Origin of the sequence: Anabaena sp. CCY 9613 (assembly GCF_963920895.1) — a bacterium.
Lineage (GTDB): Bacteria > Cyanobacteriota > Cyanobacteriia > Cyanobacteriales > Nostocaceae > Cyanocohniella.
In genome coordinates this window covers 1-25,260 of record NZ_CAWUDE010000007.1, presented here as the reverse complement: position 1 = coordinate 25,260, position 25,260 = coordinate 1, and the positions used below count along the sequence as shown (strand labels likewise).

Annotated in this window: 18 protein-coding genes and 1 tRNA gene; 4 read left to right on the top strand and 15 right to left on the bottom strand. The window is 41.1% G+C overall.

Annotated features, from left to right (window positions below; all coding sequences use genetic code 11):
* Positions 1 to 51: 51 nt before the first annotated feature.
* Positions 52 to 1,383, bottom strand: coding sequence for a P-loop NTPase fold protein (locus tag ACM0OT_RS10190; protein WP_414564257.1), 1,332 nt, complete (start codon positions 1,381 to 1,383; stop codon positions 52 to 54).
* A gap of 749 nt (positions 1,384 to 2,132) precedes the next feature.
* Between ACM0OT_RS10190 and ACM0OT_RS10185 the strand changes: the two genes are divergently transcribed.
* The gene (locus ACM0OT_RS10185; RefSeq protein ID WP_414564256.1) at positions 2,133 to 2,978 is read left to right on the top strand and encodes a cell division protein FtsQ/DivIB; all 846 of its coding nucleotides are present in this window, start codon (positions 2,133 to 2,135) and stop codon (positions 2,976 to 2,978) included.
* Positions 2,979 to 3,352: 374 nt separating this feature from the next.
* A complete protein-coding gene (gene ftsZ / locus ACM0OT_RS10180; RefSeq protein ID WP_414545675.1) occupies positions 3,353 to 4,639 on the top strand; it encodes a cell division protein FtsZ in 1,287 nt (428 codons plus the stop codon).
* A 374-nt stretch (positions 4,640 to 5,013) separates the two neighbouring features.
* Here the strand turns inward: ftsZ and gshB are convergent, their stop codons facing one another.
* The 4 genes from gshB to ACM0OT_RS10160 form a co-directional block, all read right to left on the bottom strand.
* Positions 5,014 to 5,988, bottom strand: coding sequence for a glutathione synthase (gene gshB / locus ACM0OT_RS10175; RefSeq protein WP_414564255.1), 975 nt, complete (start codon positions 5,986 to 5,988; stop codon positions 5,014 to 5,016).
* Between the two features lie 115 nt (positions 5,989 to 6,103).
* Complete coding sequence (gene grxC / locus ACM0OT_RS10170; RefSeq protein ID WP_414545677.1) at positions 6,104 to 6,373, bottom strand: glutaredoxin 3; 270 nt, start codon at positions 6,371 to 6,373, stop codon at positions 6,104 to 6,106.
* Between the two features lie 167 nt (positions 6,374 to 6,540).
* Positions 6,541 to 7,149: a PEP-CTERM sorting domain-containing protein gene (locus tag ACM0OT_RS10165; protein WP_414564254.1), complete on the bottom strand. Its 609-nt coding sequence runs from the start codon at positions 7,147 to 7,149 to the stop codon at positions 6,541 to 6,543.
* 368 nt (positions 7,150 to 7,517) lie between these two features.
* Complete coding sequence (locus tag ACM0OT_RS10160; RefSeq protein ID WP_414564253.1) at positions 7,518 to 8,288, bottom strand: PEP-CTERM sorting domain-containing protein; 771 nt, start codon at positions 8,286 to 8,288, stop codon at positions 7,518 to 7,520.
* A 621-nt stretch (positions 8,289 to 8,909) separates the two neighbouring features.
* Here ACM0OT_RS10160 and ACM0OT_RS10155 point away from each other — a divergent pair.
* Positions 8,910 to 10,196, top strand: a complete 1,287-nt coding sequence (locus ACM0OT_RS10155) for an APC family permease (protein WP_414564252.1) — start codon at positions 8,910 to 8,912, stop codon at positions 10,194 to 10,196.
* A 163-nt stretch (positions 10,197 to 10,359) separates the two neighbouring features.
* On the opposite strand, the gene ACM0OT_RS10150 is transcribed toward ACM0OT_RS10155, so the two are convergent.
* The 10 genes from ACM0OT_RS10150 to alr all read right to left on the bottom strand — a co-directional run bounded on the left by ACM0OT_RS10150 (position 10,360) and on the right by alr (position 24,108).
* Positions 10,360 to 12,846, bottom strand: a complete 2,487-nt coding sequence (locus ACM0OT_RS10150; RefSeq protein WP_414564251.1) for an AAA family ATPase — start codon at positions 12,844 to 12,846, stop codon at positions 10,360 to 10,362.
* Between the two features lie 131 nt (positions 12,847 to 12,977).
* Positions 12,978 to 13,601 carry an AAA family ATPase gene (locus ACM0OT_RS10145; protein ID WP_414564413.1) on the bottom strand — a complete coding sequence of 208 codons (624 nt, stop codon included), beginning with the start codon at positions 13,599 to 13,601 and terminating at the stop codon, positions 12,978 to 12,980.
* Between the two features lie 104 nt (positions 13,602 to 13,705).
* A complete protein-coding gene (locus ACM0OT_RS10140; protein WP_414564250.1) occupies positions 13,706 to 14,281 on the bottom strand; it encodes a CHAT domain-containing protein in 576 nt (191 codons plus the stop codon).
* A gap of 171 nt (positions 14,282 to 14,452) precedes the next feature.
* A complete protein-coding gene (locus ACM0OT_RS10135) occupies positions 14,453 to 17,401 on the bottom strand; it encodes a response regulator (protein WP_414564249.1) in 2,949 nt (982 codons plus the stop codon).
* Between the two features lie 88 nt (positions 17,402 to 17,489).
* The gene (locus tag ACM0OT_RS10130; protein WP_414564248.1) at positions 17,490 to 19,745 is read right to left on the bottom strand and encodes a methyl-accepting chemotaxis protein; all 2,256 of its coding nucleotides are present in this window, start codon (positions 19,743 to 19,745) and stop codon (positions 17,490 to 17,492) included.
* A gap of 58 nt (positions 19,746 to 19,803) precedes the next feature.
* Positions 19,804 to 20,313 (bottom strand): chemotaxis protein CheW, encoded by a 510-nt coding sequence (locus tag ACM0OT_RS10125; protein ID WP_414564247.1) that lies wholly within the window; start codon positions 20,311 to 20,313, stop codon positions 19,804 to 19,806.
* Positions 20,314 to 20,317: 4 nt separating this feature from the next.
* A complete protein-coding gene (locus ACM0OT_RS10120; RefSeq protein WP_414564246.1) occupies positions 20,318 to 20,695 on the bottom strand; it encodes a response regulator in 378 nt (125 codons plus the stop codon).
* Between the two features lie 123 nt (positions 20,696 to 20,818).
* Positions 20,819 to 21,886 (bottom strand): response regulator, encoded by a 1,068-nt coding sequence (locus ACM0OT_RS10115; RefSeq protein ID WP_414564245.1) that lies wholly within the window; start codon positions 21,884 to 21,886, stop codon positions 20,819 to 20,821.
* An 821-nt stretch (positions 21,887 to 22,707) separates the two neighbouring features.
* Positions 22,708 to 22,789: transfer RNA gene (locus ACM0OT_RS10110), tRNA-Leu, on the bottom strand.
* A 131-nt stretch (positions 22,790 to 22,920) separates the two neighbouring features.
* Positions 22,921 to 24,108, bottom strand: coding sequence for an alanine racemase (gene alr / locus ACM0OT_RS10105; RefSeq protein ID WP_414564244.1), 1,188 nt, complete (start codon positions 24,106 to 24,108; stop codon positions 22,921 to 22,923).
* Between the two features lie 506 nt (positions 24,109 to 24,614).
* On the opposite strand from alr, the gene ACM0OT_RS10100 reads away from it, so the two are divergent.
* The gene (locus ACM0OT_RS10100) at positions 24,615 to 25,112 is read left to right on the top strand and encodes an HNH endonuclease (protein WP_414541979.1); all 498 of its coding nucleotides are present in this window, start codon (positions 24,615 to 24,617) and stop codon (positions 25,110 to 25,112) included.
* Positions 25,113 to 25,260 lie beyond the last annotated feature (148 nt).

Genomic DNA, 25,260 nt, shown 5'->3' with positions numbered 1-25,260 from the left:
TAGTAGTGCTATTGGTAATTTTTGGTTTGAATTTATGAAAATTTGAGCTTGTTACTTGTTTTGCTGCCAAGCGATAACTTTTGCTGTCTCTGCTAATGCTGGACTAATCCCAAACCATCGCCCCACAGGATCGCGGTATTCAAACAGATACATACTTCGTAATAAGCTTTGATAGTCAGATTCACCTTTGACAGTCTGTTGTTGCATGACTTCAAATAATAATTCCCACTGGCATTCATCAATAGCTAATAGCAAATCATCACGGTAATCTTTAATTACTGCTTCTAAACAATCTCTAGAGAACGGTGGATCTTGCCGTTGGAGACAGCTATAAAGTAAACCTAATAAGTTACGGATATGTCCACCACTGACGCGACAAATCCGTTCGAGAGTTTCCAGGTGGTCAAATAATTCGGTGATTAATAACAACCTGTCATCACTAGGAATTTGGGGAAAAGCTCTTGCCAATACTAGTTGGCGTAACAGAGACATACCTGGTTCGTAGTCACTACCATCTCTTTGCCTTACCCTTACCATTGGCAATACCTTGGGCGCAATACCCCCACCCAAGCGATTTTTCAAGGTTTCATATTCGTTAGAGAAAATTAACGCTAAGGGGATTGTATAAACTAAGTGGCATTTGAGACGGCGTAACTGTTCGCCTCTGTCAATGAAAAGATACTCTGGTTGTGTCCGTCCTGATGCTAAGGGACGCATATCAACTCTATCCAGGTTATCTACGATGACCACCAGTCCTTTTTGTCCTCTTAACTTGAGTTGTTCGATAGCTTTCTCTAACACCTCTTCGTTAATGGCTTGCAAAATACTATTGGTGCGTGGTTCTAAATATTGTCTCAATTGATTTCGTAACTGAGTGCTATCTTTGGTTTTGGCAGTAATTTTCGCAATACCTAAAGACAACTCTGCTTGTGCAGTTAGGTCAATAGGAGTTTGCAAAAAATCCCCAATTTCTCGAAAAAGATTGGTAAAGTAAGTAGGTTTTAGCTTGATACCGATCGCTTCTAAACTCGCACTCACTTGACGGGCTACACTCAGCAAAATATCACTGATATCGATATCCGCCATATCCAAATCTTGGCTGGATTCAAAATAAACTACGTGAAATCCTGCCACTGCCAATTCTGCTTTCAGACGTTGTAATTCCGTGGACTTACCACAGCCGATATGACCTGTAAATAGTTGGCAGGTCGGCTCATCTGGAGAAATCCGAGTGATAGTACGTTGCAATTCTTCAACTATCTTGCAACCACGTACATCAGCAAAATCTATGTAATACTGCTGATCAAACATGTCACCCATATTCAGGGTGTAGCTGGGGTTACATGCTTTGTAGAAGCGCGATAAATTCAGTGTATTTATCATGTAGATGCGTTTTTTGTTCGTATTATAAAATACAAGTTATTTAGCAATTTTTGTAGACACATAATTAATTTAAAATTTGTATCTACCGAAAGACAACACTAAAAGCGGGATCGCTACAAGTAAATGTCAGTAATTTGCTAAACATTCAGTTATCCCTGATACGTACAGTATATCCGTCTTTTTTACAGATGTATTGAGCTTTTGACAATCTTTAAGTTAATTTAGACTGAGTAAAAACCCATGTATCATAGTTGACTTGTAAAATACTACTTACTATTGTAAGCCTCAATTTATGTAGTTGCTTTTGGTTTAGCATATTGTTTTTCTTTGTCTTGACAAGAGGGGGATGAGGGATTATTCGTCATGGGGAAGTTTCTTTTGTCCTGCACTCCGCACACCCCATACCCTGGCTGCTTTTGAATGTGTGAGAAATTTGCACAAGAAACCTATTGGCACTCATCTGGTAAAACACAAGTTGTGTTATGTTTGTCGATAATTTTTTGTAGCCTTCTTAGCACATGTAATAAGCTGTTACCTGCCAAACAGGTTACATTCGGTTTAAACTAAGCACTGCAAAGTGGCATCAAAAACTTACTGTTACCTGATTATTGGTGTAGTTTCTGTAAGGTGTTACTAAAAGTAAAAAAAGTCTTGAGGAGAGAGGTCAATAGATACCAACAGGGTTTAGTGTAATTAATCAATGATCTGAGCCTAGCAAATACTTAGACTGAAACCAAAAAGGGGTTTGAATGGCTGGCATAGTATCAGTTTCTCATAAAGATTTAGCCCAACGCCGTAAGAAATTACGTCGGCAGCGGCAAATGAAAATTATTCAGGCTATTTGGCGCACAATTGCCATTACTGGTTTGACAGGAGGTTTGCTATGGGTAGCAATCCAACCCATATGGGTACTCAACGCTCCCAACCAAATTGTCATGAAATCAGGCAATCAAGTACTATCACAAGAGGCAATGCAGTCATTACTGGTGATATCCTATCCTCAGTCTTTATGGCGCATTGAACCTTCTGCGATCGCCAAGTCTTTGCAGCAACACCCGACTATTGCCCAAGCGAGTGTTAGTCGTCGCCTGTTTCCCCCTGGATTAAACATTGAAGTCCAGGAAAGAGTTCCTGTGGCCATAGCTCAAAGCTCTCCAGCACCAAAAACAGATGCTAATAAACAACAAGTATCTCTGGGCTTACTAGATGCTAGCGGAGTTTGGATTCCCTTAGAAAAATATACGTTAGTCAATCCCAATATCAAACTACCGAGTCTTAAAATTATTGGTTCACCAGATCAGTATCAGTCCTACTGGAGTCAACTTTATGCATCCTTGAGTCAAAGTTCAGTGAACGTGACAGAAATTGATGGACAAGATCCTACGAATCTAATTTTGAAAACAGAACTAGGAATTGTGCATCTTGGTGCCCCAAGTACTCAGTTTACTGAACAGATGAAAGTACTTGTCCAAATGCGATATTTATCTGCAAAAATCGATTCTAGTGAGATAGAGTACATTGATTTGAAGAATCCCCAATCTCCATTAGTACATGTGAACCAAAAAAATCAAAAGATTAAATCCCAAACTCCCTAAAAATATTTGCTAATCTAAACCATTAACAACAAATAGTGGGAGGGAATTGGGTATGCTGAAGTCATAATGTGCCAAATCGGCAACATGGTAATGAAAATATTAATATCTCATTGAAGTTATACAGATCAATTTTAAGTAAATGTAGGTATACTTCTCTAGAATTAGCTGTGTGATTGCCTCCAGCACCACGCTTTGCGTAATCAGCTGCATTCAGGCTCCTCCCATAGCAAACTTTCGCACTGTCAATCCTGTTAAGGTTGTCAGTCGTGATAACAATAAAGATACAGTGCCATCGATTTTGGCAGTGTCAAACTATAGTTGACTCTTAGGTGAATAGTACCTAAAAAAGTCGTTTATCTACCTTTCTGAATCCAATGACACTTGATAATCACCAAGGGCTTAGTTATAAAAACTCCCAATCTGTGGGACAGCAGGGATTTCCACTGGCAGTTAATTCGACCAATCCCTTTAATAATTCGGGGCTGAACTTTGGACAAAACCACGACAGTAAAAAGTTGTCTACAGAAAATAGCCGGATTGGCGAGATTGTTCCAGGTCGAGTGGCCAACATCAAAGTAATTGGTGTCGGTGGTGGCGGAGGCAATGCCGTTAACCGCATGATTGAGTCTGATGTCTCCGGAGTAGAGTTTTGGTCAATTAACACTGATGCTCAAGCTTTGACGCTAGCAGGCGCACCTAGTCGGTTGCAAATTGGACAGAAGCTAACGCGGGGTTTGGGAGCGGGTGGTAATCCTGCCATTGGTCAAAAGGCAGCAGAAGAATCACGGGATGAAATTGCTACGGCTTTAGAAGGTGCTGATTTAGTATTTATCACTGCCGGTATGGGAGGCGGTACGGGAACTGGTGCAGCCCCAATTGTTGCAGAAGTAGCAAAAGAAATGGGCGCTCTTACTGTTGGTGTAGTCACACGTCCATTTGTCTTTGAGGGACGGCGACGTACTACCCAAGCCGAGCAAGGTATTGAAGGGCTAAAAAGTAGAGTAGATACACTAATTATTATCCCCAACAACAAATTGCTGGAAGTAATTCCTGAGCAAACGCCTGTACAAGAAGCCTTTCGCTATGCAGATGATGTGCTGCGTCAAGGGGTACAAGGCATTTCCGACATTATTACAATTCCTGGTTTAGTTAACGTTGACTTTGCTGATGTCAGAGCTGTAATGGCAGATGCGGGATCAGCATTGATGGGGATCGGTGTCAGTTCTGGGAAATCTAGAGCGAGAGAAGCGGCGATCGCCGCTATCTCTTCACCATTATTAGAATGTTCTATTGAAGGTGCTAGAGGAGTTGTCTTTAATATTACAGGTGGTAGCGACCTCACCCTACATGAAGTGAATGCTGCTGCTGAAGCAATATATGAAGTAGTCGATCCCAATGCCAATATTATTTTTGGCGCAGTGATTGATGACAGACTTCAAGGTGAGGTGAGAATTACTGTAATTGCCACTGGGTTTACAGGTGAAATCCAAGCAGCACAACCACAAAATGTGGCTAATGCCAGGGTAGCCCCTGCCTCTAAGAAACCCACCTCACAACCCCCAGCAGCTAACCCTCCTACACCAGTGGCAGAACCAAAAGAAAAATCAGGATTAGATATTCCTGACTTTCTACAACGGCGGCGTACACCCCCAAGGAATTAATTGACTGGGCATTTAAGTTTTTAGATGAAATTTGCAGTCTCAAATTTTACTGGGTGCTGTATAAAATCTACTAGTTTTAAAGTTTCACCATAGTCAGGGGTAAGTAATGTTGTTGCTTTTCTCGAAGCTGAAAATTGGTGAAAGAATTTGTCAGTGCTATCTACACAAGCAAATCAACTTGGGCAAGAGTCACTAACTCGGATGTCTAAATTTTTGCTTGGCAACAATTAAGTGTAAGTAGAGAGATTTGGTTATTAGTCATTGATCACTTGAGAAGTTGATTTTTCCCTACTCCCCATTACCCCTTATCCCCAGAGGGGGCCCCGAGTTCCCCACTCTCTACTCCCACAACATAGAACCAAGTTAAATTATGGTCATTTTTTAACTTGTAGAGTTTGTTCAACCCATTCGATCACCTGATAGCCTAAGCGAGTGTTATCCAGCCGATCAATTTCCCGAATTCCTGTAGGACTAGTGACATTTACTTCAGTCAGGTAGCCACCAATGACGTCAATACCCACAAAAATCAAGCCGTCTTTACGTAAAGTTGCGGATATTTGGGTGCAAATTTCATACTCTCTAGGAGTAATTTCCGTTTGAGCAACTGTACCGCCAGTAGCCATGTTATTGCGAAAGTCATCACCGCTAGAAAGGCGATTGAGAGCGCCAATTGGTTTACCGTCAAGGATAATAATTCGCTTATCTCCTTCTTTGGCCTTTGGTAAATAGGTTTGCACCATCACTGGTATTCGACCACGAAGTGTACTCAGTTCCACAATCGAGTTGAAATTGCGATCGCCTGGTTGTAAGAATAAAATCCCTTCCCCAGCTTTGTTACCCAGTGGTTTGATAATTGCTGCACCCTTGGCTTCAAGAAATTGCCGAATTAACTTTTTGTCTGCACTGACAATGGTTTCTGGAATTGCATCAGTAAACTGAAGGGCATACATTTTTTCATTTGCCCCACGAATACCACTAGGACTGTTAATCACCAAAGTTTTTTGTTGGTCAATGCAGTCGAGAACATAGGTAGCGTAAAGGTAGGCATCATTAATTGGTGGATCTGTTCGCATGAATACAGCGTCCATTGTTTCTAAAGCGGTAAAGCAGCCTGCGCTTAACTTATACCAAGGATTTGCTGCTATCCAACGTCCTGAAACCAACTGCACTGGAACGAGTTCTACCTGCTGTAACATTGCCCAAGCTTTGCTATCTACCACACTCAGCAGATTCGCTTGAGTCACCCAAATTTCATGTCCTAGGGTTTGCGCTGCTTCCATCAAAGCAACGCTGGTATCATGACACGGATCAAGCTGATGGATGGGATCAATAATAAAAGCCAGTTTCACGCTGTTTGCCTCAATCACCGGGAAGTTTGAGATTACTCAATTTAGATTATCCCCTGATGATTAGACCAATTCACAATTGCTTTTGGGGGAAAAAGGTTTAATCTTGATCTTGTCGCTACTTGGATGCTGTTACTAGTAGCTCATCTAGCTTGCCCTTACCCTCTAAAGCATGAATATCGTCACAGCCACCAATATGGCGATCATTGATAAAAATTTGTGGTAGCGATCGCTTACCATTAGCTCTTTGAGCCATTTCAGCCCGTTCTGCTTCATCTCCATCGATGCAATATTCGATGAAATCAACGTTTTTCTTGTTTAGTAAATTTTTGGCACGGATGCAAAATGGGCAAGTACTCCAAGTGTAAATTTCGACTTTGGCAGCCATGGGGTTCTCAAGTTAATTTAATACTTCTCAATTTTAGCTAAAACCGACAGAAGCCCATCCCAAAATGAGTTTTTTCACATATTAATTACTAATTAATAGAAACGGTGCATTAGCCTACCGCATAACACACCATTCCATCAGATAATTAATTTTTTAGTATTTGTTAATTAACAAAACTTGCGACGACGAGAGACAGCCATGCCACCTGCTACTAAACCGAGAGCTAGGATTGTAGCAGGTTCGGGAACCTGAGTTACAGGTGGTTTAGGATCTCCTACTGTGTAGTAAACACTGATGTGAGATACATCTTTAACGTTTCCACCATTAAAGCCAAATACACTTTTGAGAAATGGGCTTGACCAAGTACCGGAAGTTACTCCATCCTCAAGTTGATAACCTACCAGTGTAGTACCTTGACCGCTCTTAAAGACGAGCATAATATTCTCCCAGGTGTTTTCGACGACACTGGAGATATTCCAAGTGCCAGTTTTACCCTCACCAGTACCTAAATAACCTGTGTTTTCGCCGATTTTACCTCCAAATACCCAATTAGTAGAGTCGAAGAACTCTTCAGAATTCACTGTCATGGGATTAGTATTGAGAAAATCTTGTGTTGCACTGTTACTGCGTTCGCAAGCAGAAGTGCCTGATACTAAACCAGAGATGCTGCTTTCACAAGCAAAGGTAGCAGCATGAGCGGGTGCAGCTGCTAGGGTAGCGATAGTACCTGTGGCGATCGCAGCAGAGGCTAATAAAGCAGAAAATTTGTTGATCATTGTTGTCCTTAGTCTTTCGGTAACTTGTTATACAACTTATTTAGAATATGCTTGAAAAAAAGATACTAAGCAATACATTCGCATCTGAATTTATCTAATCTTTATTACTTGTTAGTGACAGATAAAGATTGTGCATATAGAGAGTAGAGAGAAAAATTTTGTTTTTTGTCGAGATAATTTTTCCTTGCTAACATGACAAGCCAATGGAGCCTTTTCGTCAATTTTTTTTTCGACAAATAGGCTCCAGACTCTAGTTATTTACGCAAATACACTGAAGGCAAAAATGAATTTTTTTGTGATCGATAATAGGCGATTACATTTGCTATTTTTGACCTCTAACATTTGATATAACTTGATGGTAAATTGAATTAATTTTGCACTAGTGGCTTCTTTTTTAATCCTTTGAGCGCACCCATAGCACAGAATCCAAGGGCAATTACTGTAGCAGGTTCAGGTACACGTTTAGGAGTCTCAGGAATAGTGACGTAAGTAGCCTTAAATATGGAAGCGTGAGACAAGTCCTTACCTTGTTTGCCATTTCCAGCTAGAGAAACGCCAATTGTATTGAAGATTCCTTCTAAACCTGTTTGGGAAAAATCAATGTCTTGAAACAGATAGGCACTATAGGAAGTACTACTCTTGAGACTGATTACAAATGTATTTAGACCACTACCTAGTTCCTCGCCCAGACTCCATGAGCCAATGTTAGAGCCATTTTGTGCTTGAAAACCAAAGTTGTTATTTTGATTTGAGTCTGACTTTCCTACTAAATCCCAGGTGACGTTAGAGCCAACATTAAATAGACCTTGATTTAATGCAGTTAATAAAGGATTTCCTGCTCCTGTATCATTACCACTTATAGGCCCCTGGCAATCAGTAGCATTAATTCCTCCAATGGAAACATCAGTAAGATTACAGGTCAAACTAGTAGTAGTAGGAGTAGAAGTAGAAGTAGTAGAAGTAGTAGGAGTATTAGGAGTAGTAGAAGTATTAGAAGTATTAGAAGTATTAGAAGTATTAGAAGTATTTGTGTTTTTATTAGGATTCTTTGCTAAAGCCGACGGAGCTATGGTAAAGCAATAGATTCCAATTACAGCCATCGATAGTCCAAAACCTAATTTAGAAAATATTCTTGCCATCTTGGTTTCACTTCTGTTTTATTTATTGAATAGCTCTGCAAAGCTTGATAAAAGCTGTTGACAAATCACCTATTAATTATGTTACGAATAATTTGCTATTGGCTATATTAGCGATAAAAATTATTGGGATCTTTATTTATTTAGAGTATCCAATAAAGATTTAAAAAACAATAAATATTATCTTTTGATTTAGATAATTATTTTTTTTGTTTCCAGTACTAATACTGTAACTTTGGTCTAGTTGTGATATGTGGATTTTTTAAGTATACTTAGGCAATTATAATATCCCTTATAAGATTGAAATTTATATACAGCAAGACTTTGGAAGAATGGTTTTAATCTTAAATAAGTCTTTAAGCGCGGCAGAATTAAAAATGTCGAATAAAAAATAGAGTAATTACGCAATTATTTTTACTGAAACATAGATAAAGATGATTTAAGTCCTTGATAGCGTTGATAGCGTTTTTCACTGTGGTTGAGTATCGCTTGATAATGAATAAAGATTGGGGAAAACTCCCATATTCAGGTGGGCGATCGCCTGCACTGAAACCTAGCCAAAGGTTATGGTATTCTCAGCAATGAGCGCTGCATCTTCATGATCTAAACAGGGAGATACCAAAGATGTCCGTTAGTAATTCACCACCTCAACTGAAACGAGAATTAGGGGTGTTTGGCGCCACCTTAATGGGATTAGGCTCAATTATCGGTACGGGGGTATTTATCAGTATTGGTATTGCCACAGGAATTGCTGGCCCAGCGGTAATTTTAGCAGTGGCAATTGCGGCAATGGTTGCTACCTGTAATGGACTGAATAGTGCCCAGCTAGCAGCTAATCATCCAGTTAGTGGTGGCACTTATGAATATGGCTATAAATATCTCACACCGGCATTTGGCTTTACTGCGGGTTGGATGTTCTTAGTAGCCAAGACTGCTTCTGCTGCCACTGCTGCTTTGGGTTTTGCGGGGTATTTACTCAACATTGTGGGGTTAAATGCCGATTGGGTTGTTCCCATAGCAATCTTAATTGTAGTAATTATGACGTTGATTGTTTTAAGTGGCATTCGACGTTCTAATGTTGCCAACACCTTGATTGTGTCGATAACGTTACTATCTTTAGGATTTTTTATTATTATTTGTCTACCGCGTGTTGCCGAGGTGGGCGTTGACAATTTGACACCATTCTTTGCTAGTTCCCCTGGGGCTATTCTTCATGCAAGTGCCTTAATGTTTGTCGCCTACACAGGTTATGGACGTATTGCCACAATGGGAGAAGAAGCACGTTCCCCCAGAAAGACGATTCCCAAAGCAATGATTGTCTGTTTGTTACTCACGATGACGCTTTACATCACAGTGGCAACAGTGGGTATTGGGGCTGTGGGAGTAGATGTATTAGGTATAGCCCCAGGACAAACACAGGCAGCCCCCTTGGAATTGGCAGCCCGTAGCGTTGCAGGCACGGGTGCTGGCTTTGTTTTAGCTGTTGGGGCGATGACAGCAATGTTGGGTGTGTTATTAAACTTGATTTTGGGCTTATCTCGTGTATTACTAGCAATGGGACGACGTGCTGATGCCCCCAGATTTTTGGCCTGTTTGAATCGACAAGAAACTGCACCACACTGGGCTGTGATAGTTGTTGGGGGTGCGATCGCTCTTTTGGTATTGTTGGGTAATGTGAGAACTACTTGGTCATTTAGCGCCTTTAGTGTCTTAATTTACTACGCTGTCACTAATTTAGCTGCCTTAAAACTTTCTCAATCTGAGCGACTTTATCCTGTATGGATAGGTTGGGTGGGTCTTTTATCTTGTTTATTTCTCGCTTTCTGGGTTGATTCTACGATTTGGCAAGTGGGTTTAGGGCTGATTGTGGCTGGGTTAATTTGGCATAAGGTTCGGCAGACCGTATCTTGACTACTTGCGCGATGAAAATATTAAGTGGTAGTGGAAAACTTCAAACCCTTGTCATTGCGTAAAGCCCTAGCGGGCATAGCTGCGCTTACCGCGTAGCGTCTCGTAGAGAGGAACGAAGCAATCGCAATATATATTTAATTTTGCGTAATCACTTACCCACTCGTCAGGGATTTGAGATGTCTAGTTTTTCTTGCAAAATCCAGCGGCGAAAAAGTTCTACGATAATCCGCCAGTCTCCTTGAATCTCTTCAACTACATCATGACGCTTTAAAGTAGTCAGTGCTGCCTGAATAATTTCACTACCCAGACTTGTAGACTGAGTTAAGGCATCCAAACTTAGACCTTCTGGGTGGGGTGCAAGTAACTGTAATATGACTTGCTGACCATCAGCACCTTGAGCCGCCTGTCCCCAAACCCCAGTAAAGTAACCGCTTCCCCGTTTAAAAAATACTGGGTCTTGGATGACAGCTTGCACATCTTCCACGGTGAAAACTGGATTACGGGAACGTCTTTGCTCAAAAACAAAATCATTGTAGTGGCGTACTAGCTGGAAACCTACCAGTTGTAATAAATATGGTTGGCCGGATGTTAGTTGATAAATTTCGTCTAAAGCTTCTGGGGTATAGTCTAGGGGGAAATCTTCAATCACTGGGTTGGCTAAAATTTGGCGTGTAGTCCCTGGATTCATAAAACCAACTTTGATAGCAGAAGCAACACTGGCGTAGAAAGGTTGAAAATAATCGGTGGTCATTTCTTCTAAAGTGTGCAACCCAGCTAAAGCAAAGGCTATTTTGGGACTCATCTGCACCAGTCCCCGCAGATAACCCATAAAATCCGGCGGGATTTTTTCTGCTGTGATTAAATCTTCAATTTTTTCAAACTCGTCTAAGGCGATGATTAACCCACCATCTAATTTTGTGGTCACTTGTTTTAAATAGCGTTCAAAAGTTCGGTAGGGAAGGTTAAGTAAATCAGCATCACTTGGGGGTGGAAGTTGCACAACTTGAGAAATTTCATCAGTAATTGCCATCAGCACCTCACCGACTCCTTGGGGACTATTTCCCAAACGCAGGAGGTTGATATAAACTAGCTGGATTCCTGCACCTATAGATTTAGAAGCATTAATTAGGATAGAAGTTTTACCCATGCGTCTATGACCGTAGATAACTACAGACTGGAGTTGATGACCTGTTATCCAAAGTTCTTCTAATTGCCGAATGATATCTTCTCTACCTACAAATAAAGCGTCTTGTACCGGGTCGCCAACTACATAAGGATTAGTTACAGGCTGGGTGATAGTAATTTCTCCCACTTCGCCAGCGATTTGTAAAAGGCTTGCTTGCCAAGTTTGAGCAATGTCTACAATTAGACCTCGTTCTGCTTGTGGTAGAGTGTCACCTGTGTTGAGTATATTTGTAAGTTCACCTAAGGCACGATTGAGAGCTAAAGACCTCGCGGAACGAGACACGCTGCGTTCAACAAATTGGACATCTTCAATGACTCGGCACAAACTGTTAAGAGCTTGCCAAGTAGTTGGACGTAATAAGGGTTGTTGTGGAAAAGTAGGTAATTGTATGGTGGCAATTTTTGTAGGTTTTCGGCCTTGATTATACAGTGCTAGGGTTTTGGCTAGGGTATACATTTCCTCTCCATAAAGAAGAGAACGCACTACAATAAAAGCCTCAAACGCTTTTTCTGGTTGTTTTTCATGCAGATACCAAAAACCAGCAACAGTAGCATGAGCAGGAGTATCTAATTTCAAATTTGCACTTAGAAAAGCAGAAGTAAAACGTAGTAGGTTCCAGTCAAATGGATCTTCTGCTAGTCGAGAAACACGCCAAATAATTTGATCTGATGCTGTTTTGGCAAGTACTTTATCAACTGCTTGTACAACAGGAATAAATTGCAGGGTATACGCCAGCAGTTGATTAGCATTATGCACACCTATTTCCCAATCTTGTTGCAACCAAGTTTGCAAACGAGAAGCGAGACGGGGTAAGGGAAGAGGAGTTATGCGGGGAAATTGCCAGGTTCCAGTTTTAAGAGAGTACGAGTTGAAAGGTAAGCTAAAAAGCCATGTTTCCAGACGTAGGTTAGATACGCCTACCGCCACGCCTCCCGCCACGCCTAGCCCCACGCCGAACGCCACGCCTCCCGCCACGCCTACCGCCACGCCTACCGCCACGCCTCCCGCCACGCCTACCCCCACGCCGAACGCCACGCCTCCCGCCACGCCGAACGCCACGCCTAGCCTCACGCCTCCCGCCACGCCTACCGCCACGCCTACCGCCACGCCTACCGCCACGCCTTCCGCCACGCCTTCCGCCACGCCGAACCAGTCAATAGAAACGCCTAATGTTTCTAAAATTAGATTTACAACTAAGGGTATAACTACTGTCAATACCAACCCTTGTAAAAGCAATTGACGCTCGTTGGGATTTTTACGCAACGATTCCCATCCTTTTCGCAAATTCATCTCCTTTGCAGGTGTATACCCACCCCCAAAGGTATCTACATACCATCGCAAAGCTTGGGGAAAGAAACACACCCAATACAGCAGGCGGAGGTAATCTAAGGGTTTCCATAGTGAGAGGGGTCGCCGCAATTTAGGTGCTAAGTCTAGGCGAGGTACTGGGGGCTGTTGGCTCATGATTCAGCTTCCATCTTCGTTGGTGAAGAACCTAACCCCCCAACCCCCTTCCCTCATAGGGAAGGGAGCAAGATTACTCCCCTCTTTGCGTCGGAGAGGGGTTGGGGGAGAGGTCAAAAGGCTATGGTGAATCACATACCCTCCGTATAATTTGAATAAGTTCGATAACACAACTGCATGAGTTTCCGGGGATGTCCACCACTTTCTCGGATTATTTGCATGATTTCTGCTTCAGTAAAACTCACGGAAGTTAAAGCTAAACGACTATTAATAAAATCAATGGCGCTGGTTTTATCCCAAGGCTTGATATATTCCTCTTGGCAAATACCAGCCAGTGGTGATGTTCTACCGTCATCTTGACTATCGTTAAATAACCTTTCTAATGGTTCACTGGCTGCTAAAATTAACCGCAGACAAGCATTACTTCCCTCGGCTAAACCGCGCAGTTGATCTCGGACTTGGCGAGTAAAACCCGTCCAAGTAAACTTACCGACATTATCTATAGCCAAAAGTACTCTTTTATCTCGTAAATTGCGAGTTAGCATATAGCCTTTGCTGTCAGATATACCTACCTCGTAGCACAAAGCACTGTAAAATTCGTTTTCATCATGCAGTAAATTTAAGTCGAGAAACACTGGTTGACGCTGGAGACGACTTTCGGCCTGTTGACAAATAGCCCATAACAGAGAAGATTTGCCAATACCCTCTTCCCCAATTAAAGCAATGCTACTACCACTATTAAGTACTTCAAATATCCGCCGAGTTTCACTTTCTCGCCCAAAAAATTGTTGGGGATCTTCTATTCTGCCTTGTTGAGGAATGAAGGGGTTTGTAACTGTACTTTTAATAATGGGAGGCTTTAAGTGTTTTTTTTTACATAAATAACTGGTTTGAGATACTCTGGAATGCCTTGTAATCGAATTTCCACACAGCCAAACTTATAAGCATCTTCAATGGAACGATTGGCTACTAATGCTTTATAAAAACCAACGGCAAATGCGATCGCAGCTGCATCACCAATAGCATCATTCATCCCAATCACAAAGGGGATATGTTCAGCAATGGCTTTCGCCTGTATCTCAGAATAACAGGCATTAAGTAGCACACACTCAACTTGATCGAATAACCCAAACATAGCTGCTAAAGCTTCAGGCTCTACAGGCTGAATTTGACCGATTTTATTCTCAAACCCAAGTTCACCAGTACTTTTACCATGTCCAGAGAAATGTATTATTTGCGGGTTAACATCAAATATTGCTTGTGTAATATCCCCGACGCGCACTGATTCTCGTTGCTCTATTTGATACTTGTGTGCTTCTTTAGCTATTTGCAGTCTTTCTTTGATATCTCGTAATTCCTGCCCCAAGCGTAGCCGAGACGCATCACTAGGATCAGCAGCTAAAAACAGGATTTTTACAGGGATACCATTATTCATTCATGAGAGTGAAAATACTGATTTTGTTTGTCAGTATATCACTGAAATTCAGCAAAATATAGCAATTTTGTCTTAATCTGTGAGCGCAAGGCTCATATCCCGGATTTTTTCAAAAATTCGGGGAGCTTTTTGTTCGTAATTCATTTAGGCGAGTCTCCACTAGTTTGCGGCTTAATGCGATGTTGCCGTTGCGGGAACATTACCAATAATTTCTTCAAGAGTTTTGAGTAAATCCTGTTCGTTGTAAGGCTTAGAAAAATACGCCCGCGCTCCTAATTGCATGGCTAATTGTCGATGTTTATCACTGCTGCGAGAGGTCAACATGGCAACTGGAATATGTTTCATATCCATGTGGGAATTGATGCGACCTAAGAAGCCATAACCATCAAGGCGCGGCATTTCAATATCACAAATTACTGCTGCGACTTTTAAGCCAGTTTCTAGTTTTTCTAAGGCATCTTGACCGTCTTTGGCTTGTTCTACTTGATACCCACCTTTTTCTAAAGTTAAGGCTAAAAAACGCCGCACGTTAATTGAGTCATCGATAATTAAAATTGTGCCTTTGTTATTAGTAGTAGGTGCTGGTTGTTTGTTGTTATCAAAGCACAGGAAAGGTGTTTTTAACCTAACTGATGGTAATTGCTTGTTTTTGGGAGTACGTTGATTAGTGGCAATCCAATATAGTAATTCGTTAGTATTAACTAATGCTAATACTCGACCATCACCGAGAATTGTGCAGTTACTAAAGCCTTCTGGTAAAGGTATATTGCCCTCGACTTGGCGAATGGCTACTTCTTGTTCACCCCAGCAACGGTCTACTTGGATGGCTACTGGCTGATTATTACCTTTAACTATTAAGACACTGCTAGCGTTGATTGCTGGGGGAGTTTCCCGTTCTGAGTTATCATAGCGCGGACAATTAAACTCGAAGTAGCGACCAAGGCGAATCAATGGCAGCATAGTTCCTTGCCAGTTGAGGACTTCGCTACCTGCCATTGAAAATACTCGTTCGTTTTGCAGTAAAAATATTTCGGAAACGACTTCTGTGGGAAATGCCAAAAGCATTTTATTGCTTTCTACTAGCAGTACCCGCGCTACGGAAAGTGTAAATGGTACTGAGAGGGTAAAGGTAGTTCCTACTCCTAATTCGGTGTCTACTGTTATGTCTCCTCGCACCGATTTGAGGTTATTGCGAACTACATCCATACCGACACCACGACCAGATAAGGCGGTTACTTGGTCGGAGGTGGTAAACCCTGGTTCAAAAATTAGTGATAATAGTTCTTCGTCGCTAGCACTAGCTACTAAAGTAGTATCTAATCCCATAGCTGCGGCACGGGAGCGAATTTTTTCTAAAGAAATGCCCCGACCATCATCACGCATTGTCAGGATTGTGCGATTACTGCGATGGGTAGCGGTAATTTCAATTAATCCTTGTTCTGGTTTATTTAAAGTGCGGCGTGTGGCAGCATCTTCGATACCATGATCAAAGGCATTTCTTAATAAATGCATCATCGGCTCGTTTAAAGCTTCTAAAATGCTGCGTTCAATTAAGGTGTTACCACCTTCAACTTTTAGTTGGACATTTTTGCCGTATTCTACATTGAGGTCACGTAAAGCTCTCGGAAAACGCTCCACTAAATCAGAGATGGGACGCATCCGAATATGTGTGAGTTTTGTTTGTAATTGTTTCGATGTTTTATTCAGTTTGCGAGCAATTTGATCTGTATCGTCAACACTTAATTGAATATCTGTTGTGACTTCTTGTACCTGGACAATGGTTTCCATTACTTCCTGCGATCGCAGGTTTAATCCGTTATACCGATCCAGTTCTAAGGTATCAAATTCTGAGATATGTTCTATATCAATTTCTGTAAGCGATGGGCTACGCCCCACCGTAGGTGAACGCACGCCGGATGTTTTCACCAACGGCATGGCAATTTTATCGTAAATTGTCCGCAATTCATGGTTTTCTCTTTCGAGAATTTGTACTCGCTGATTCAGATTACGCACAAGTTTACGTAATTTTTCTAGTTGCGAATTTAAGCCATTGCGCTGGACAATTAGTTCGCCAAATAAATCATTAATTTGCTCCAGTTGTTTACTGGGAACCCGCACAGTATTGTCTGGTATTTCCCAGTCTTTGCTAACGTTATTTAGCTCGTCTGTGTGTTCAATAAATGTATAGTCGGTGGTGGTAATTTCGGGAGCCAAAACCAAACTTTCTTCTGGGATGTCAACATTAGTTATTGGTGCATCTTCTAGGAATGATTCGGTGGCGAGAAACTCAGCAATAGCCTCTGCTTTGGAATGTTGATTATAAATTGCTGGAGTAGTTACTACTTCAGTTAACTCAATTTTTGTCGGTAAATTATCTCGTTGATTTGTTAAAACCAAAGCTTGCGATCGCCGCCATGCTTGTAAAGCTATTTGGGCGATTTCGGACACGCGATCGCTTGTGGTGTTGCTGATATGATGGGCTATGGACTCACAAAGGCTGGTAAAAGCTGGCAACTGCAACATTTCCCCCAAACCGCCCAATTCAGCCGCCATAATAGCTACTTCTTCTTGCAAACAAGGCTGGGCGCTATCTGCAATTACAGCTTCTAGGCGTTGTAAACATCCTTCTACTTCGGTTTCAAACAACAACGGCGTAATGTCTTGACCATCTTCTGGCGATAACATACTAGAAGCGTCTTCCGGGGTAGGTTCACCCAGGCGATGGCGTAGTTCGTCAAAAACTGGATAACAAAAGGTAGTTAACCACTGGTCTTCAATAACATTTCCTTGTGAGAGTAAGTCCACTATCTGACGTAGCCAATCAACACCAGAAAGCAGTAAAGTTTGTAAATCTGTGTCAATTTCTAGAGAATTTTTGCGGGTTTTTAAAACTTTAAAAGAATCTTCCAAACGATGCGCCAAATCACTTAGCGCCCGAAATCCCATCATCCCCGCACCGCCTTTGATGGAATGGGCAGCTCGCAGTGCTGCATTAATTCTATCTAAATCAATGCGGTGAATAGTATTGATTTCCAACAATACTGCTTCTAAGGTATTTAAGTAATCTGTGGCTTCTTCCAGAAATTGCATCTGGATTTCTAGTTCTTTATCTTTTGACATAAGTTTTATTTAGTCATTGGGGATTAGAGGCTAGGGGCTAGAGGCTAGAGACTGGGAATTTTGCCCCTATATCCTCCTACTGGCTAACTCAATTAACTTTGAAAGTTTCCACTGTTTCTTGTAATTGCTGGGAAATTTCCACGGTTTGGTGTAGAGATTCGGAAACTGAGCGAGAAGAATCTCTAGTGCGTTGGGAAATGGCGGCAATATTTTGCATCAATTGGCTAACTGATTGAGATGTTTGTAACTGAGATGCCGTTGCTGTGGAAATTGACTGTACCAATGAATCTATTTGTCGTGATACATCTAAAATCTCACCCAGGCTGTGCTTGGCTTCTTCGACAATTTGAGTACCTTGTACAACTTGGGTAGTGCCTATTTCCATAGCCTGCACAACTTCGCTGGTTTCCCGTTGGATGTTCTCCACAATTTGCTCGATTTCTTGGGTAGCGGCGGCACTACGTACAGCTAATTCGCCTACTTCTTCTGCAACTACCGCAAAACCTTGGCCTTCTTCACCGGCGCGGGCGGCTTCAATACCGGCGTTGATGGCGAGTAAGTTGGTTTGGGTGGCAATTTGGTTAATTAAAGAAACTACGCGAGAGATTTGTTGCGAAGATTCTCCTAAGCGTTTGACTTTTTTAGCCGTGTCACCCACAGTTTCTCGCAAACACAGAATGTTTTGGACTGTTAAATCCATTGCTTCTCCACTCTTGGTGGCAGTTTGGGCGGCATGGTTAGCTACCACAGCGGCTTGTTGGGCGTTTTCAGCAACGCTTTTCATGGAAGAAGTCATTTGGTCAACTGCATCTAAAGTGCGGTTAATTTCGGCAGCTTGGGTGAGTGCTTCTTCTGCTAATTGGCGAATTGCGCCTTCGTTAGAACCAATTGCGCCGTTAACTTGGGTAGCAGCTTGTTTAACTTGGGTGACGATATCCCGGAGATTTTCGACAATGGAGTTGAAAAAGTCGGCAACAGTCCCAATTTCCCCAGCCGTCACGTCTGCGCGTACTGTCAAGTCTCCTCTGGCTGCACCTTCTACTTCATTGAGTAGTTCTAAAAGTTGCAATTGCAGTGTTTGGTCAGAATTGAGTTCCCAATTATGTCTGGCTTGGTGTATGACTGCTTGTTCTTTAAGTAAGACTTGTAATTGGGATGCTACTTGGTTAATGTCAGCATTCATTTGGCCTAACTCATCTGTTGTGGCTGTGGCCAAACGAGTATCCAGTTCGCCTTGATTGATTTTCGATAAAGCCGTAGCAGCATTTAAAATTGGCTGAGTGGTACACTTGGCTAACCAAACTGCGATCGCAGCTGTGATGATTGCGGTTAGTAATGTGCCAATTGCTATTGTTTGGAGTAATTGTCTCTGGGGTACAAATGCTGTGGCGGTATCTGTAGTTAATAATACCTGCCAATTTAAACCAGGGAAGCCGTCGAGTCTGCCGGGTGGAATGTAACTAACTAGTTGTCGTTGTTGATGATTAACTGCTGTAAAACTATCTACTTTGTGGGCTTTGAGTAGTTGAGCTAAACCAGGATATTTTGTACCTAATAATTCTGTTTGAGGAGTTAGAAAAACTTTGCCTGATGTATCGAGCAAATAATATTTACGCCCGTTGACTGTGTAGTTTTTCAGCGTATCTTCTAAGGATTTGATGGGGATACTTGCTCGGACTACACCAATGGTTTCGCCAGAAACGTCATTTTTGACAGGTGCAGCGATTTCCATAACTGATTTTTCTAGCTTACTGATAAATGGAGTATCTTTTTTCAGAGTCTCCCAAAAGTAATTACGGTCTTTACCATGATCCAAAGGTTTGCCGACAGATTGGACTATCAAGTTACCTTCAATATCAAAAACAGCAATACTACTATATGCCTTATAAGGTTCAACAAAGCGATTTAAAACTAACTGTTTTTCGGCAGCAGTGGTACTTTTACTAACTCTGGCATTGGTTAAAAATGGTAAACTTGAGATAATTTGAATATCTTCATACTTTCCCAACATAAAGCGGTTTACCTGATCTGATAGATTAGTAACTGCCGCTGTTTGAGATTGGGCGATTTGTTGAGTAATAGATTTATGAGCCAATCTATAGGCGATCGCCCCCATCACCAAAGTTGGTAAAGTGCCAATAGCGATCGCTATAATTACTGCTTTTTTACTCAAGCCGAGTCGGTGGAAATATCCAAATACCTGATTTTTATAAGCATGATTATTCGTTTCCGGATGATTTTGTATCGGCAAATCTACTTGCTGATCAGTAATTTTGGGAAACGAAAAAAAGGTTTCCTGTTTTTGAGTATGATTACTCTTAGCCGTGTCAGTTTTATTAAACATAATCTAATTCGCTTGAATAGGTAAATGAGAACACTAAAAATCTAAATTTTAGTAGCACCTAATCACTGCGGAAAATAGGAGAATGCACAATAGCTTGTGCATCTAATGCCAGTAATATTTCCTCTTGTTGAACAACACATCCACGTAAATAAGGTACTAAACTAGATGCGACTTGTCCTACAGGAGACTGAATATCATCAGGCATAAACTTAGTTATACCTTTGATTTCTTGCACAACTAAGCCTAGAAGCAGTGATTCCACCTTGATAACGATGACATTATAATGTCTCAATCTATTATCTAAAGATTCTAAATTGAGCATTCTAGGTAAATCAATAGCCCAAATTATGCGACTTCGCCAATTCATTAATCCGAGTATACAAGTCAGCATATTCGGCATAGAAGTTATAGATTCAACAGGTACAATAACTGCTTCTTGCGTATAATTCATAGCTACAATAGCAGTGATTTGCTGATTTAGCTGAAACTTGAGATAACCATCTCCTAATTTATTTTTTTTAGGTTGTTTGTCAAGTGTTTGGTCAAGTATAATTTTAGAATTATTCATTTATTTAAAGTACGACTGATTTAATAGCACGCAGTAACTGTTCGCGTGTATAAGGCTTGGTAATATAAATGTCTGCTCCTTGTTTCATCGCCCATAATCTATCAATTTCTAGATTTTTAGAACTGCAAATTACTATGGGCAATTTTTGAGTCAAAGGATGTTTTTTGAGGGAACGACACAGCTCAAATCCACTCATTCCTGGCATGACTACATCGGTAATAATTACGTCTGGCTGCTGTGAGATAGCTTGTTCTAAGGCATCTTTTGCACTTACTGCCTGAATGATGTTATAACCACTTTCTTTGAGATAATAACTCATTAGTTCCAATTCACTAGGCGAATCTTCAACAATTAAAATTGTGCCAACTAAAGTTAAGTTCATTTTTCTTCTCCTGACAATATCAATTCGTAGTTTGTAATCAAGAACCTTATAGGTGATATATGTTGAGAATTGTTTCAGATGCAAAAACAAGATTAAGCATGTTTTTCCCTAGATTCATGACAATTAATCTAGGTATTTAAACACCATTTTTAGTAACTCTGGTTGTGTGAAAGGTTTAGTTAAATAACCCGATGATCTGACCATTTTTGCTTTGGCTCTGTCAATAAATCCTGTCCTCCCAGTCACCATAATAATTGGGGTATTTTTAAAAGCTGAATGTCTCCTTAATAAAGAACACAGTTCATAGCCATCTAAATTGGGCATCTCTACATCTAGTAAAATTAAGTCTGGTTTACTGCGGAGTATTTGCATTAAAGCTTTGACAGGATCGTTGATTGTAACCACAGAAAATGTCTTGCCATCCAAAAACATTTTGATGGAATTTAACACTGTTTGACTATCATCAATGCAAGCAATTGTATATAAAGTTTTTTTGATAACCTGCTGGTCATTTTTGTGATGAATGTGTCCAGGTGACTCAAAACTTTTTGATGGCGAAAATTGTTGATTATGGGAAAATTTAGTTTGAATGGCAGGCGGCTTGATTTTAGATAAAAGTGAATAACCCTTACCCGGATTAACTTGTGGCTGGACATTTGTCCGATTTCTTAACTGCCTTTGACAATGTTCGACTAGTAAACGCAAATCCAAATAACAGAACTTTGGTAGTTCCTCCCAGGAGTTTTCCGGAGAAAATTCATAATTCCCTTCGATTAAACCCAGAAATGACTCCAGCACTTCTTTGGCTAATTCGTATATCAGAGTTTCTGCTTGGGTGGAGGTGATATATTCCTGATTCACCAACCAACAAATTGCTTGATAATCTGCATATGGCATGGACTGATGTTCATTTTTCGGTTCAAACATCAACCGCATTTGCACACGAATGGCGCTGTTCAGAGTGGGAATTTGTTGACTGAGGCGCTGCAAATGGTAATCAAGCCGCTCAAATAGTTTATCTGAACAAGAGGCGTAAGTAAGTTTACCGTCCTCTATATTAATTGACCAAGAAGCTGTTTCAGTAAATATACGTAAACAACCTGTAGCGTGGCGACCAGTTAATTGGGCTAACAGAGATAAGGGATGTAGTTTTTGGGGTAATCGATAACTACTTATAGAAGTTGTATTCATTTTGCTTTTACTTCAGCTAAATTTGTGCAGAAGCTTGGCCACACTTCCCCATACATGTGGGTTAATAGCGTTTTTGAGTAACAGGTACAAAAATTTTACTGGGGAATTTGTGGTTAAACTTAAAGGCCGCAGTTGTGATTTTTAAATCTCTATTTGTGAAGTAAGTATAAGCAAATTTACTTACTAAATAATCATGAGATGTTAGGCAAAGATAAAGACCAAATACAGCCATTTGGCTCTGATGAATTTTTCAGAAAAAGTCGGAGAAACAGTACTGCTAAATTAACAAAATTCAACTTAGCTTTTGACAGTATTTACACTTAGATTCCATTGAGAGTGGGAATCTCAGACGGCTAATTAAGTAAACTTACGGGAGATTTATATAAATTAACAATGAACTATACCTCAACTTCGTATTAGTGCAATTGTCTATATAATTCCCACTTCAGGAACTAATATTAATGTGATGGGATAAAATTTTCTTCTCAATTTGAGATTTTGGCAAAAGCTGCTAGAGGTGCGATCGCATATCTTCCTTGCTGATCTCTGCTCACTAACCCTCAAGCACAAATACCTGGCGACTATAAATTGCGGCTCGACTGACTTGTACTCAACGTGAGTTCAAAATCATCTCAAAACAACTGACATGCTGTCGGCGCTACATCTCCCATGTCAATATATGGAGTTTTGCACCTATAGCGTCAGCTGATAAGTTTGGATTTTTAGATGAGAAATTAGTTAATCCATAACCTAACATTGGCACAGGTAATATTTACCTACACCTACTCCTGAGAGTCTACTTTTTAGTTTGGCTTTGAAAGTGCGGATGAAAGGACTTGAACCTTCACTCCTTTCGGAACTAGAACCTAAATCTAGCGCGTCTGCCAATTTCGCCACATCCGCATCAGTTTTTTATGATAACACACGAAATCTTATATGGGAAGAGGGAATGAGGAGTTGACACTCTCCGGGTTAAAGACACTTTCAACGAGTGGTTTTTATCAAGAAGATTTTTCCCCAATCCCTAATCCCCATCATATAACTGCAACACGAGGTAAACGATGCTTGAAGCCGCAGAGAATTTCCCAAGAAATAGTATTTAGTTGTTCTGCCCAATGGTTAGCTGAAATTTCTTCTTTTCCTTGTTCTCCCAGTAGGGTAACTACTTCGCCTTCTTGTAAGTCTGGAATAGCGCTGGCATCAAGCATTAATTGATCCATTGTGATAGCGCCAATTTGGGGTAGGCGCTGACCACGAATTAATACTTGCATTTTGTTGGAAAGATTTCGCGGCACACCATCAGCATAGCCGATGCCAACGACGGCGATGCTGAGTTCACGGGGGGCAATAAATTGTTGACCGTAACTTACACCTGTACCGGCGGCAATTGTTTTCACGTGGGTAACTCGTGCCTTTAACTGCAAAACGGACTTGAGGTTAATTACATTTTGTAAATGAGTGGCTGGATATAGTCCGTAAATGGCTAAACCTGCGCGCACAATATCGTAGTGTAATGCTGGGTCTGCAAGAGTGGCTGCTGAGTTGGCTAAGTGTAAGCAGGGTGGCTCAATTCCCATGTCTTGGATTTGGGCGATCGCCTGCTCAAATCGTCTATGCTGTTCTTGCATAATTGCCGGATCAGGACTATCTGCTGTGGCTAGGTGTGAGTAAATGCTGGCAATATTCAGGTGTGGTAAGCGTTGAACTAACTGGACAAATTCACCTGCTTGTTGCCAATCAGTTCCCAATCTCGACATTCCCGTATCTAATTTGATGTGTACAGGTACAGAAGAACCGTAATTAATGCTTTCTAAAACATTAGAGAAAACAAAAGCTTGTTTGAGACTGCACAAAGTAGGCTGTAGTTTCCAATGGGCGATCGCATGAATTTGTTCTGGCGTATGAGTTGCACCTAAAATCAAAATTGGTGCTTTTATCCCACCTTCTCGTAATTGAATGCCCTCTGGAACTGTCGCAACTCCTAACCAACTAGCTCCCGCTTGTAGTGCTGTTTGAGCTACTGTCACGGCGCCATGACCATAGGCATCAGCTTTAACTACTGCCATCAACTGGGTACGTGGCGACAACAACTTTACTAATTGCTGTACATTATGCGATAACGCACCCAAATCAATTTCTACCCAAGCACGTTGCGAGAACCAAGCATAGGTGTCGCACTGTTGCTGATCACTAAAGGTAGGGGTTTGTTTGCCACTTAACATTTTTATACACTCCTATCACGCCACTCTTGCACTTCTAGATTGTCTATATATTCTTATGCACACTATTAACAGCCACATCAGAGTTAATCAGGAAGTTTACCGTTGATTAGGGAATTTACACAACATACTGAGGTGGCAGATAAGTAAATCAATGTTTACTTTGGTTGTCAAAATGCTGTATTTTTCTTTGTTACCAACCCTTGTAGCTGATCATTTTTCAGCTATATCAGTTTGGCTAATACTGCCAGTACGAGGAATTTTGGCATCTGTTCAACGTTTAGAATAAATTTTTTTTCAGGCTGAGGGCTGATGACGACTACCCTACTATTTTTTTATGTTCATGAAAAAACGGCTTAAGTCTCTTTTCTGTCAGGATTTGCCAGAAATCATTAGTGGTTTGTAAATTTTAGTTCTTGAATTATTCCGAAAGTATAATTTATTCTCATCTCCCAAGAAGAGTATCTTTGTGTTAATATATGTAAAACTAATACCTCGAGCGCTAACCAATGGGGAAGGTTTTAGTCCTAAACGCCTCTTACGAACCGCTCAATATTACGAGCTGGCGTCGCGCTGTGATTCTGTTAATTAAAGGCAAAGCAGAACGCATTGAACATAACGGTAAATTCTTGTATACAGATTTTCCGTTGCCGACTGTGATTCGGTTGCGTCATTATGTGCGCGTTCCCTACAAAGAAATTCCTCTAACTCGCCGAAATATTTTGCACCGTGACAGTCATGCTTGTCAGTACTGCGGTTATACCGGAGATGAGTTGACACTTGACCACGTAATTCCGCGATCGCGTGGCGGAGGCGATACTTGGGAAAACATTGTTACGGCTTGTGTGCGTTGCAATGTCAAAAAAGGAAATCGCACACCATATGAAGCGCATATGCCTTTGCGCCATCCGCCACGCCAACCCTACAGCAGCCTTTATTTTGAAGTTAGTAAACATCTTAAGAGTGGACTGCATAACGAGTGGCAAAAATATGTGATCGGTCTTTAAGCATCAGGGAATAACCCTAACAGACCAAAAACATTGCCACCTGTCATAGGTGTCATATTTCTGCGTCTGCTGGATTTGTTGTGCTGACAAATTAGGTGAAGTACTCCGGCTTGCTTCGCTGAAACCGGAGCTTCAGTAAAACAACCAT

Coding starts and splice junctions, on each gene's coding strand:
- ACM0OT_RS10190 (WP_414564257.1), bottom strand. CDS start 1,383: ATGATAAATACACTGAATTTATCGCGCTTCTACAAAGCATGTAACCCC.
- ACM0OT_RS10185 (WP_414564256.1), top strand. CDS start 2,133: ATGGCTGGCATAGTATCAGTTTCTCATAAAGATTTAGCCCAACGCCGT.
- ftsZ (WP_414545675.1), top strand. CDS start 3,353: ATGACACTTGATAATCACCAAGGGCTTAGTTATAAAAACTCCCAATCT.
- grxC (WP_414545677.1), bottom strand. CDS start 6,373: ATGGCTGCCAAAGTCGAAATTTACACTTGGAGTACTTGCCCATTTTGC.
- ACM0OT_RS10165 (WP_414564254.1), bottom strand. CDS start 7,149: ATGATCAACAAATTTTCTGCTTTATTAGCCTCTGCTGCGATCGCCACA.
- ACM0OT_RS10160 (WP_414564253.1), bottom strand. CDS start 8,288: ATGGCAAGAATATTTTCTAAATTAGGTTTTGGACTATCGATGGCTGTA.
- ACM0OT_RS10155 (WP_414564252.1), top strand. CDS start 8,910: ATGTCCGTTAGTAATTCACCACCTCAACTGAAACGAGAATTAGGGGTG.
- ACM0OT_RS10150 (WP_414564251.1), bottom strand. CDS start 12,846: ATGAGCCAACAGCCCCCAGTACCTCGCCTAGACTTAGCACCTAAATTG.
- ACM0OT_RS10140 (WP_414564250.1), bottom strand. CDS start 14,281: ATGAATAATGGTATCCCTGTAAAAATCCTGTTTTTAGCTGCTGATCCT.
- ACM0OT_RS10135 (WP_414564249.1), bottom strand. CDS start 17,401: ATGTCAAAAGATAAAGAACTAGAAATCCAGATGCAATTTCTGGAAGAA.
- ACM0OT_RS10130 (WP_414564248.1), bottom strand. CDS start 19,745: ATGTTTAATAAAACTGACACGGCTAAGAGTAATCATACTCAAAAACAG.
- ACM0OT_RS10125 (WP_414564247.1), bottom strand. CDS start 20,313: ATGAATAATTCTAAAATTATACTTGACCAAACACTTGACAAACAACCT.
- ACM0OT_RS10120 (WP_414564246.1), bottom strand. CDS start 20,695: ATGAACTTAACTTTAGTTGGCACAATTTTAATTGTTGAAGATTCGCCT.
- ACM0OT_RS10115 (WP_414564245.1), bottom strand. CDS start 21,886: ATGAATACAACTTCTATAAGTAGTTATCGATTACCCCAAAAACTACAT.
- alr (WP_414564244.1), bottom strand. CDS start 24,108: ATGTTAAGTGGCAAACAAACCCCTACCTTTAGTGATCAGCAACAGTGC.
- ACM0OT_RS10100 (WP_414541979.1), top strand. CDS start 24,615: ATGGGGAAGGTTTTAGTCCTAAACGCCTCTTACGAACCGCTCAATATT.